Source organism: Flavobacterium sp. (genome assembly GCF_044368995.1).
In the GTDB taxonomy this organism is placed as follows: Bacteria; Bacteroidota; Bacteroidia; order Flavobacteriales; family Flavobacteriaceae; genus Flavobacterium.
In genome coordinates this window covers 20991-32316 of the sequence record NZ_JBIPMS010000009.1, presented here as the reverse complement: position 1 = coordinate 32316, position 11326 = coordinate 20991, and the positions used below count along the sequence as shown (strand labels likewise).

Annotated in this window: 10 protein-coding genes and 1 other RNA gene; 6 read left to right on the top strand and 5 right to left on the bottom strand. The window is 31.0% G+C overall.

Annotated elements, in window-relative coordinates; genetic code table 11:
* Window positions 1-491 (bottom strand): DUF47 domain-containing protein (locus ACIQ2I_RS01720; protein WP_396180710.1); only part of this gene is annotated, 491 nt, incomplete at its 3' end.
* Between the two features lie 108 nt (window positions 492-599).
* Window positions 600-912: RNase P RNA component class A (gene rnpB / locus ACIQ2I_RS01715), an RNA gene on the bottom strand.
* 208 nt (window positions 913-1120) lie between these two features.
* Here rnpB and dnaX point away from each other — a divergent pair.
* From dnaX to ACIQ2I_RS01695, 4 genes are all read left to right on the top strand, one after another.
* Window positions 1121-2206 (top strand): DNA polymerase III subunit gamma/tau, encoded by a 1086-nt coding sequence (gene dnaX / locus ACIQ2I_RS01710; RefSeq protein WP_396180709.1) that lies wholly within the window; start codon window positions 1121-1123, stop codon window positions 2204-2206.
* A 116-nt stretch (window positions 2207-2322) separates the two neighbouring features.
* Window positions 2323-2850, top strand: coding sequence for a hypothetical protein (locus ACIQ2I_RS01705; RefSeq protein WP_396180708.1), 528 nt, complete (start codon window positions 2323-2325; stop codon window positions 2848-2850).
* 4 nt (window positions 2851-2854) lie between these two features.
* Window positions 2855-4483: an acyl-CoA carboxylase subunit beta gene (locus ACIQ2I_RS01700; protein ID WP_396180707.1), complete on the top strand. Its 1629-nt coding sequence runs from the start codon at window positions 2855-2857 to the stop codon at window positions 4481-4483.
* A gap of 87 nt (window positions 4484-4570) precedes the next feature.
* A complete protein-coding gene (locus ACIQ2I_RS01695) occupies window positions 4571-6196 on the top strand; it encodes a M1 family metallopeptidase (RefSeq protein ID WP_396180706.1) in 1626 nt (541 codons plus the stop codon).
* Window positions 6197-6215: 19 nt separating this feature from the next.
* Here ACIQ2I_RS01695 and ACIQ2I_RS01690 read toward each other — a convergent pair whose 3' ends face one another.
* Together ACIQ2I_RS01690 and ACIQ2I_RS01685 are read right to left on the bottom strand one after the other, a co-directional pair.
* Complete coding sequence (locus ACIQ2I_RS01690) at window positions 6216-7247, bottom strand: AMP-binding protein (RefSeq protein ID WP_396180705.1); 1032 nt, start codon at window positions 7245-7247, stop codon at window positions 6216-6218.
* Window positions 7247-8149 (bottom strand): lysostaphin resistance A-like protein, encoded by a 903-nt coding sequence (locus ACIQ2I_RS01685; RefSeq protein WP_396180704.1) that lies wholly within the window; start codon window positions 8147-8149, stop codon window positions 7247-7249. The genes ACIQ2I_RS01690 and ACIQ2I_RS01685 overlap by 1 nt, the downstream gene beginning before the upstream one ends.
* Before the next feature lie 57 nt (window positions 8150-8206).
* On the opposite strand from ACIQ2I_RS01685, the gene ACIQ2I_RS01680 reads away from it, so the two are divergent.
* On the top strand, window positions 8207-8548 hold the full coding sequence (locus tag ACIQ2I_RS01680) for an ArsC/Spx/MgsR family protein (protein ID WP_396180703.1): 342 nt from the start codon (window positions 8207-8209) through the stop codon (window positions 8546-8548).
* A gap of 72 nt (window positions 8549-8620) precedes the next feature.
* Window positions 8621-11089, top strand: a complete 2469-nt coding sequence (locus ACIQ2I_RS01675; RefSeq protein ID WP_396180702.1) for a TonB-dependent receptor domain-containing protein — start codon at window positions 8621-8623, stop codon at window positions 11087-11089.
* A gap of 56 nt (window positions 11090-11145) precedes the next feature.
* On the opposite strand, the gene ACIQ2I_RS01670 is transcribed toward ACIQ2I_RS01675, so the two are convergent.
* Window positions 11146-11316 (bottom strand): hypothetical protein, encoded by a 171-nt coding sequence (locus tag ACIQ2I_RS01670; protein WP_396180701.1) that lies wholly within the window; start codon window positions 11314-11316, stop codon window positions 11146-11148.
* Between the last annotated feature and the right edge of the window lie 10 nt (window positions 11317-11326).

The window sequence follows — 11326 nt, the reverse complement described above, 5'->3', positions numbered from 1 at the left end:
ACAGAATCTGATTTTCTATCTAATTTGTTTATTTTCTTTACACTTTCAAAAACATTTTTAAAATCTTTCATTTCTTTTAACTCTGTTACAGACTCTGTAATAAGTTTACAAGCTTCAAGATTAATTTCGGTTATCTTTCTGATAGATTTACTGATTTTTTCAACTTGATACAATCTAAGTCTATTCGACGCTTCTTGTAAATTACTTGAAACATCTTCGATCCTTGTCATTAATGCATGAATATCTTCTCTATCAAAAGGAGTAATAAAGTTTTTACTTAACTCTAAATTCATGGTATGAGAAATTTTTTCAATATTTTCAGCTAGCTCATCAATTTTTGTAAAATAAACCTCTCTATCTGTTTTAGTAGCATTGGTAGCTTCGTGTAAAAATTCTGAAAGTTTGGATAATTTGTTTGTTGCTTGTTCAAATAAAGGGAAGAAAGTTTTGTCCTTAGGAGAGAAAAAATTTAAAATATCTTTTAAAGCCATTTTTTATTATTGTTAAAATTTCATAGCAAAATTAATACTCTAATATTAACTTAAGGTTAAGTCGTAAAAAAGATATTAAGTAATTAAAATTAATTATTAACAATTTAAAAAAAAAGCAGACCTGTAAGCCGGATTCTGTCTCCAATAAAATTGGAGCCTTATCATTTATCTAGTTCCGAAATTACTCGCGGAATCCATCTTTCTACCCTTCAACAACGGACGAGAAATCCTTAAATGCTGATATACTTGAAATTTCACCGCATAGAGTTTACCTGGTTTCACTACAGCTTAACCTGTACATACTTTCTGTTGCACTTGTCCTTACCGATAGTAATCGGCAGACGGGCGTTACCCGTTATGCTTCTCTTTGGTGTCCGGACTTTCCTCCCCGATGAATCGAAGCGATAAGGCGGTCTGCATGGCAAAGGTAATTTAAAGTTCGCAGTTTTTTATAATTAAAATGATTTTCTGATTTATATTAAAAACAAAGATGCTAGAAAATCTTAAAATTTAAATAATTTCTTCTATCTATGTTGTCAAATTGATCGCCCATAATTTTTTAATAACTTTTCACTTTTCACTTTTGAGATTTCACATTTTAAATCTATATTTGCTATCAATATTTTAGTATGGAACAATTTATAGTATCAGCAAGAAAGTACAGACCTCAAACATTTAAAGATGTTATTGGGCAACTTGCTATTACGAATACTTTGTTGCATGCTATTGAAAACAACCATTTAGCGCAAGCATTGCTTTTTACCGGGCCTCGTGGTGTTGGAAAAACAACTTGTGCCAGAATATTAGCCAGAAAAATCAACCAGGAAGGATATGATGATCCCAATGAAGATTTCTCTTTTAATGTATTTGAATTAGATGCTGCGTCTAATAATGGTGTTGATGACATTAGAAGTATTATCGACCAAGTAAGAATACCTCCGCAAACCGGAAAATATAAAGTATACATTATAGATGAGGTGCATATGCTTTCTGCTTCGGCATTTAATGCTTTTTTGAAAACATTAGAAGAACCTCCAAAGCATGCTATTTTCATTTTAGCAACTACAGAAAAGCACAAAATTCTTCCTACTATATTGTCTCGTTGTCAAATATTCGATTTTAAACGAATTACAGTAAATGACACAAAAGAATATTTAATGGAAATTGCTCAAAATCAAAATGTTCAGTTTGAAGAAGAAGCTTTACGAATTATTTCTCAAAAAGCTGATGGTGCCATGCGAGATGCGTTATCTATTTTTGATAGAGTGGTTTCGTATTGTGGAAATAATTTAACACGTCAAGCTGTTGCTGAAAACCTAAACGTTTTAGATTACGATTATTATATAAAAGTTACCGATTTAATTTTAGAAAATAACATTCCACAATTACTTTTAACGTATAACGATATTTTAGCGAAAGGATTTGACGGACATCATTTTATTGCAGGTTTAGCCTCTCACTTCAGAGATTTATTAGTTTGTAAAAATCCAGCAACACTTTCATTATTAGAAGTTAGCGAACAAACCCAACAAGAATTTGCAGTTCAGGCTCTAAAAGCTTCCCAAGAGTTTTTATTAAACGGTATTTCTATTGCAAATGAATGTGATTTAAAATACAAAGTGAGTCAAAACCAACGATTGTTTGTAGAACTTACGCTTATGCAATTGGCTTCATTAACACATGATGCCGAAAAAAAAAAGCTAAATACTTTATAATTCCATCAAATGTCTTTCACAAATCGAAAGAAATTCAATTTTCAACCATTTTAAATCAACCACAAGTTGTTTCAGAAACTGAAATAATAGTTGTATCAAAAGAAGAAATTCCAAATGTGGAAGAAAAAGTTGAAGTGATAATCGAACAAATTCAACAAAAATATACGCCTACAATTGAAAATAGCAAAAGAGTTTCTTCATTGTCTATCAAAGGGTTAAAACAAAAAGCAGACGTTTCTAATTTAGCAAAAACAGAAACTTTAGCTTTTGGAGAACATTTAGCCGATGCTTTCACACAAGAAGATGCGATACAACACTGGAACGAATACGTAGAAATTCTGGAGACCAAAGGAAAAAAGTTATTTGCAAGTTATATGCGATTGAGTAAACCCGTTTTAATGGGAACAAATATTTTGTTAGAATTCCCAAATCAAGGTTCGAAAGAAGATTTTGAAAATACCAATTCGGATTTAATTAGTTACTTAAAAACCAATTTACGTAATTACGATATCAAAATAAAAATTACCGTTATAGAAACCTATAAACCAAAAGTAATATATACCAACGAAGAAAAATACCAACATTTTAAGGAGTTAAATCCTAATATTGAATTATTTAGACAAACCTTTGAATTAGATTTATAACAACATGGATATTAATTTCAATAAAAACGAAGACCATAATAAACTATTGGTTTCAGATATGCTACAAAAATTTGCGAAAGTAAAATTAGGTGGCGGACAAAAACGTATTGATAAATTACATGCCGAAGGAAAAATGACGGCTCGTGAACGTATTGATTACTTATTAGACAGCAAAGCTAAAAGCATAGAAATTGGCGGATTTGTTGGAGAAAACATGTATGAAGAACACGGTGGTTGCCCTTCTGGTGGTGTAGTTATAAAAATTGGATATATTAAAGGAAAACAATGTATTGTAGTAGCCAATGATGCTACTGTAAAAGCTGGTGCTTGGTTTCCAATTACCGGAAAAAAGAATTTAAGAGCGCAAGAAATTGCCATGGAAAATCGTTTACCAATTATTTACTTGGTAGATTCTGCAGGAGTGTATTTGCCTTTGCAAGATGAAATATTTCCAGATAAAGAACATTTCGGCAGAATTTTTAGAAATAATGCCATAATGAGTAGCATGGGAATTACGCAAATTGCTGCTGTTATGGGAAGTTGTGTGGCAGGTGGCGCCTATTTGCCAATTATGAGTGACGAAGCTCTAATTGTAGACAAAACTGGAAGTATTTTCTTAGCGGGAAGTTATTTAGTAAAAGCCGCAATTGGAGAAACCATTGATAATGAAACACTTGGTGGCGCTACCACACATTGTGAAATTTCAGGTGTTACCGATTTTAAAGCTAAAGATGATGCAGCTGCTTTAGACAGAATAAAAAGTATTGTTTCTAAAATTGGCGATTATGACAAAGCCGGATTTAACAGAGAAACGCCTGTGAAACCAGCTTTAGAACCCAAAGATATTTACGGAATTTTACCCAAACTACGTACCGATCAATATGACATGAACGAAATTATCAAACGATTAATTGATAAATCGGAATTTGATGAATACAAAGCCGGTTACGGGCAAACAATAATTACAGGTTATGCTAGAATTGAGGGTTGGGCAGTAGGAATTGTTGCCAATCAACGATTGGTTTCAAAAACAAAAAAAGGAGAAATTCAGTTTGGAGGAGTTATTTATTCTGAAAGTGCGGATAAAGCGACTCGATTTATTGCCAATTGCAACCAAAAGAAAATTCCTTTAGTTTTTTTACAAGATGTAACGGGTTTTATGGTAGGAAGCAAATCGGAACACGGTGGTATTATTAAAGATGGTGCCAAAATGGTAAATGCAGTTGCTAATTCTGTTGTGCCCAAATTTACTGTTGTAGTTGGAAATTCATATGGTGCAGGAAATTACGCCATGTGCGGAAAAGCCTACGACCCACGCTTAATTTTTGCTTGGCCAAGTGCTGAGTTGGCAGTTATGGGTGGTACGCAAGCTGCAAAAGTATTGGCACAAATTGAAGCCGCTTCCTTAAAAAACAAAGGAGAAGTGGTAGATGAAGCCAAAGAAAAAGAACTATTTGATAAAATAAAAGCTAAATATGACGCTCAAGTTTCGCCCTATTATGCGGCTTCCAGATTATGGACTGACGCCATCATTGATCCGTTAGATACCAGAACATGGATTTCTATGGGAATTGAAGCGGCAAACCACGCGCCTATTGAGAAGAAATTTAATTTGGGCGTAATCCAGGTTTAGTTTACAGTATGGAGTAAAAAAAAAACAATATTGTCGTTTTGAAATGAAATTTTAATATAGTAATTATAATTTTTTATTTGTAACTGTATGAAAAAAATACTTTTATTTTCCATTTCCTTATTCGTTTTCAGTCAAATGAAAGCACAAAACTTTTCTCGTAAAGATTCGCTTCAAGGCGGACTTCGTGAAGAAAGAACTTGTTATGATGTATTACGATATAATTTAGATATTAAAATTAATCCAACCGAAAAATCGATTATTGGAAACAATGAAATCATTTTTAAAGTTGACGATAACACATCTAAAATTCAAGTAGATTTATTTGAAAATATGAAAATTGAATCAATTGTTTGGCAAAATAAAAATTTAAATTACAAAAGAGATTTCAATGCCGTTTTCATTGATTTTCCTGAAGAATTAAAAAAAGGAACAACTCAAACCATAACTTTCAATTATTCTGGAAATCCTATCATAGCTAAAAATGCACCTTGGGATGGTGGTTTTGTATTTACAAAAGATAAAAAACAAAATCCTTGGATTGGTGTGGCTGTGCAAGGAACTGGCGCGAGTTTATGGTATCCGTGTAAAGATTCGCAAACCGATGAACCAGATAATGGTGCTAGCATAAAAGTAGCCGTGCCAAATGGTTTAATGAATGTTTCCAACGGAAGATTTTTAGGTGCAACGGATTTAAAAGACGGCTATACGCGTTGGGATTGGGAAGTAAAAAATCCAATTAATAATTATGACATTACAGTAAACGTAGCAGATTATGTACATATTCACGATAATTATGAAGAGTTAGATTTAGATTATTATGTATTGCGATATAACGAAGAAACCGCACGAAAACATTTTGACAATGATGTGAAACCTATGATGAATTGCTTTCAATCGAAATTTGGAAAATATCCGTTTTTTGATGATGGTTACAAATTAGTGGAAACGCCTTATTTAGGTATGGAACACCAAAGTGCTGTGGCTTATGGCAACAAGTACAAAAAAGGATATCTTGGAATGGACTTATCTGGGACTGGAGCAGGATTATTTTTCGATTATATTACGATTCATGAAACAGGTCACGAATGGTTTGGAAATAGTATAACTAGCAAAGATATTGCCGACATGTGGATTCATGAAGGATTTACAACGTATACAGAAACCGTTTTTATTGAATGTGTCAAAGGATATGAGGAAGCTATAAAATATGTAAATGGCCAAGCTAGAAACGTACAAAACGACCGTCCAATTATTGGGCAATTTGGTGTAAACCGAGAAGGAAGTGGCGATATGTATTATAAAGGTGCCTTATTACTCAATACAATTCGTCACATAATTAATGATGATGAAAGATGGTGGAAACTTTTATATAATTACTCTGAAACATTTAAAAAGCAAATTATTGATACAAAAACCGTAATTGATTTTTTTAACAAAGAAAGTGGTTTAGATTTAACTTCTGTATTTCAACAATATTTAACGACTACAAAAATTCCAAAATTAGTACTATCAAAATCTGGTAATAAACTGAATTATAAATGGGAAAATGTTAATGCCGATTTCAAGATGCCGATTGATATTATCATTAACGAAAAACCATTGCGTTTGCAAACTACCACCGAAAATCAAGAACTTAAAGTGGATAAAAAATTGGTATTGGAAGACATTTCTGTGAAAACCAATCAGTTTTTTATAAAGGTTGAAAAAAAATAACGTTTCTAGAAGTAATATTTTATACTAATTTTTCTAGCGTTTTCTTTCTATTGATTTTATTCGTTTCTGTTCTTTCAAATGCCTCTAAAAAAAGAATTTCTTTCGGAATTTGGTATTTTGACAATTCTGAAAAGGTTTTATTTTCAATAGAAAACGGTGTTGATTCAAGTACAAGAATTACTTTTTCGCCTAAAATTTCATCTGGTTTACTGGCAATAAAAAAAGGAATAGAAATAAATTTTCCGAGCATTTCTTCTATTTCTTCAGGGAAAATTTTGATGCCTCCAGAATTAATTACATTGTCAATTCGTCCTTTTAAGATAAATTGAGTTGTATTTACGATTGCTACGATATCATTTGTAATAATTTTTTCATGAAAAAGTTCTAATGCTTCAATCATCAAACAACTTCTTTTATCTACAGAAATTGCTACGTTAGGTAAAACGTTAAATGCCTTTACTCCTATTTTTTTAATAGCAATATGCGAAATGGTCTCCGTCATGCCATAGGATTCAAAAGCATTGCAATTGGTTTTTAAAATACTTTCTGACAAAGTATAACTCACTTTTGTACCGCCTATTAATAGTATATCAACTAAATGTAATTTTGATAACGATTTTTCCACTTGCAAAGGAACCATCGCTATAAAATTGTACTTTTTAGAAAATAAAGGAGTACTAGATGGATCAATCGTATCCAAATGCAATCCTAAAGTGATGGCACGAACCAACATCATTTTTCCAGCTATATAATTGGCGGACAAACATAACAAAGTAGTGTTTTTCGGTTGCAAATTAAAATACAAACCTGTTGCTTTGGCAGAAGCAATCATAGCCGATTTTTGTACGACAATTTGCTTTGGTTTTCCGGTTGACCCAGAAGTTTGCACCATAATAAATGATTCATTATTCAACCAATCCAATAGAAATTTTCCTATTGTTTTTTCAAATAATTGTCCGTTCTCTTTTAAATATAAAGCTTCGGCTAAAAGTTCTGTATAAGTAAAACTTTTTCCATTTAATTTAAAATCGGGATGAATAATTTGATTCATTATTCTTTTGCTTGAATTGGCTTTATATTTCCAAAAAGTTTTTCTTTCCAATTATGCCATTTGTACTTTCTAGAAAAAATATAAAGTAAAATTGGAAAAATAATTAATATGGGTATAAATATCTGAAAATTAGCACTTGGAACGGAAACATCTTTTAAAATAGAATGCGTTTGAAACGCAGACCAATCTGAAGTGACCAATAAAGCCCCAACTAAATTATTTGCCGCATGAAATCCTAATGCCAATTCTAAACCCTCATCCATTAATGTTAAAATACCTAAAAACAAACCGGTTCCAATATAATAAAACATAATAATCATACCCAATTTATCTACTTCAGGATTCGCAATATGCATTATTCCGAATAAAAATGAAGTAACTAACAAAGGCACCCATCTAGTTTTAGTAGCCAAGCCCAAACCTTGAAGCATGTGACCGCGGAACAAATATTCCTCAAAACTAGTTTGCATTGGAATTAATACCAGCGCTAACACTAAAAAAATAGCAAATTTTTCTGGATTAAATTGCATTACAAAATCTTCAGGAGTAGTAAAATAACTTATTAGGGTTGTGACTATTGTTATGCCACCCCAAACTCCAAATGAGAAAAAAAATCTAGACCAGTCAATTTTAGGACGAGAGGTAGTTAAAACTCGTAATGAATTATTTTGTATGAATTTGTTATAAAATAAAACAAAAAACAACATAAATGATAAAGGAGCCACTAACAAAAAAAATGTTCCATTTACGCCTATTTCTTTCGTCATTTTTTTCATTATTTCATTAGTATCAACACCTTCTGATGAAACATAATTTACAATCATTAAAGCTAAAAATAGACATGGAATAACAGTGTAAGACCACAAATTTATTTTAATTTTCTGCAATTGTTCTATATACATATTACGATTTTTTAAGTCCACTAAATTACAATTATTACCTTTGTAAAAAAAATATTTATGCTAACTATATATCACAACAAAAGATGTTCAAAATCTAGAGAAGGTGTTTGCTTCTTAGAAAACCTCAAAAAACCATTTGAAACCATACATTATTTGGAAAAAACTATAACTTATATTGAGCTAGAAACTATACTAAAAAAGTTAAAAATAAAACCTATTGAATTAGTTAGAACAAAAGAAAAAGAATGGATTGAAAATTTTAAAGGCAAAATTTTAACTGATAAAGAAATAATTCAAGCTATGCTACAATTTCCAAAACTTATAGAAAGACCCATAGTAATTAATGGCGAAAATGCGGTAATTGCAAGACCTACTGAATTAATAAATACGATTTTGTAAAATCTTTAACATAGTTTTAATAAACGTTTAAAATTCTTAACACTACATTTGTACTGTAATATATAATACACCATGCTATTAAAAAAATCATTGCTTTTATTAACTTTCCTATTAGTTAGTATCAGCTCCATTTCTCAAATTTCCTTTAAAAAAGTATTTATTTCTGGTAAAATTATTGATAAAGAAACTTCTATTCCGGTAGAATTTGCTGTTATTACCATTTCAAAATCAGATACTAAAAAAGTTATCACTGGAGGCACTTCAGATGCAAATGGTAATTTCAATATCGAATTAAATAACGGAATTTATAACATAAAATTCGAATTTCCGGGATACAAAACACAAGAAAAAGTAAACCAAAGTATAGCTTCAGATATCAATTTGGGAAATATCGCCTTGGAATCTGATTCTAATCAAATTGAGACAGTCGTGATTCGAAGTGAAAAAACAACCGTTGACATTAAATTAGATAAAAAGGTATATAATGTTGGTCAAGATTTAATGGTAAAAGGGGGAACTGTAAGTGATGTTTTAGATAACATACCAAGTGTAGCAGTTGATGTTGAAGGAAATATTAGTCTTCGTGGCAATGAAAGTGTCCGCGTTTTAATTGATGGAAAACCTTCAACTGCCATAAATGTTGCCGATGCCTTAAGAATGCTACCTGCTGATGCTATTGAAAAAGTTGAAGTAATTACCAATCCGTCCGCTCGTTACGATGCCGAAGGTGGTGGTGGAATTTTGAATATTATTCTTAAAAAAGGAAAAAATAAAGGAATCAACGGAACTTTAATTGCAACGACCGGAGATCCAAAAAACCAAGGTATTTCTGCAAATATAAATTCAAAATCAGATACGTATAATTTATTTGCTACTTTAGCCTATAATGATAGGAATAGTCCCGGAATTACCAAAATTAATCAAGAGAATTTTGCGGCAAATACCTATATTGAAGAGCGCCGAAATGCTAATAGATTTAGTGATGGAATTAACAGTAATTTTGGAATGGAAATGTTTTTAAACAAAGACAAATCGGCAACTTGGACCAATAGTATCAATTATAGAAACAACGATGGTGAAAATTTTGAAGATGTAACTTACAAAAACTATACGTTAAATAGAAGCAACTTTTTATTTACGCGTTTCAGAGACAACCAATCTATTTATAGAAATGAAGCAGTAGAATACACTTCTAATTTTTTAAAGAAATTTAAAAAAGACGGACACAAATTAACAATTGATGCTTCTTTTTCATTAAATGAAGAAGATGAATTTTCTAATATTTATGGAAGCATTTTAGAAACCAATACATTTATTTCTGATGAAAAAACCTCAAAAATTGGTAGACAAAGTAGAAATTTAATTCAAGCTGATTACGTTTTACCAATTGATAAAGATATCCAATTTGAAGCTGGCTATAGAGGAAGTTATACAAATTATACAAGTGATTATGCCGTATTTGAACGCGTAAATCAAAATGATCCTTACACCAACATTCCTGGATTTACTAATAATTTTGAGTATATTGAAAACGTAAGTGCAATTTATACTCAATTAGGAACTAAATTTTTTAATAAATTATCGGTTTTAGGAGGTTTACGATTGGAAAACACCAATTTAGAAATCAATCAGTTGCTTACAAACGATTTAAACTCTAGAAATTACAACAATTTTTTTCCAAGTTTGTTTTTAACATACGAATTAAATAACGATTCTAACATTTCCATAAACTATAGCAAAAGAATTACCCGCCCAAGAGATAGATATATTAATCCGTTTTCTTCGTACACTAGTAATATCAATTTATATGTTGGAGAGCCAAAATTAAATCCGTCATTTACCGATGCTTTTGATATTGGCTATTTAAGAAAATGGGATAAAACTACAATTAGTACCTCTGCGTATTATAATCATACCACTGATTCTTTCCAAACAGTACGAAAAGAAAGCGGTCAGTTTATAAATGGAATTCCGGTAATTATCAACACCCCATTTAATTTAGGTGAAGACAATAGAATTGGAATGGAAGTTACTTTTAATTACACCGTTAAAAAATGGTGGAAATTAAATTCAAACGTGAATTATTTTTATAATGAAACTAAAGGAAATTATCAATTTATAAATTCTAATAACGCTTTAGTTAATCAAAATTTCAATTACAAATCTAGTACTTGGACTACTCGATTAACGTCTAAAATAAACTTACCATACAAAATTGATTGGCAAACTAATGGAACATATAATGCCGGACAAAAAACGGCACAAGGTAAAACATTAGGAGTTGCAAGTATGAATTTAGCTTTTAGTAAAGATGTACTAAAAGATAAAGCCACTGTTTCATTTAACGTGAATGACGTGTTTAATTCCAGAAAAAGAATTCAGGATTTAAGATTACCTACGGTAAATTCTTACAGCGAAATGCAGTGGAGAGTAAGACAAATAACGGTTTCATTTACATATCGCTTTAATAAATTGAAAAACGAAAAAGAAATAAAACAAAAAAGTTTAGAACAACAAGAAGGCGGTGGCGGAGAATTCTAATACAAAATAAAAAAATCCCGATTCGTACGAATCGGGATTTTTTGTAACCAAGAAAATTACTTTTCTTGTTCAGCTAATTTTTTTGCTTTCTTTTCTTTGTATAATTCTATTAACGATCCGCCAATCCAATATTGAACAAATCCTATAAGAAAAAACATTAACCAAAAACCTATGGTTAAAATGGTTAAGAAAAGTATAAAGCCTAAATACTGGTCAAATTCAAACATGTTTTCCGGA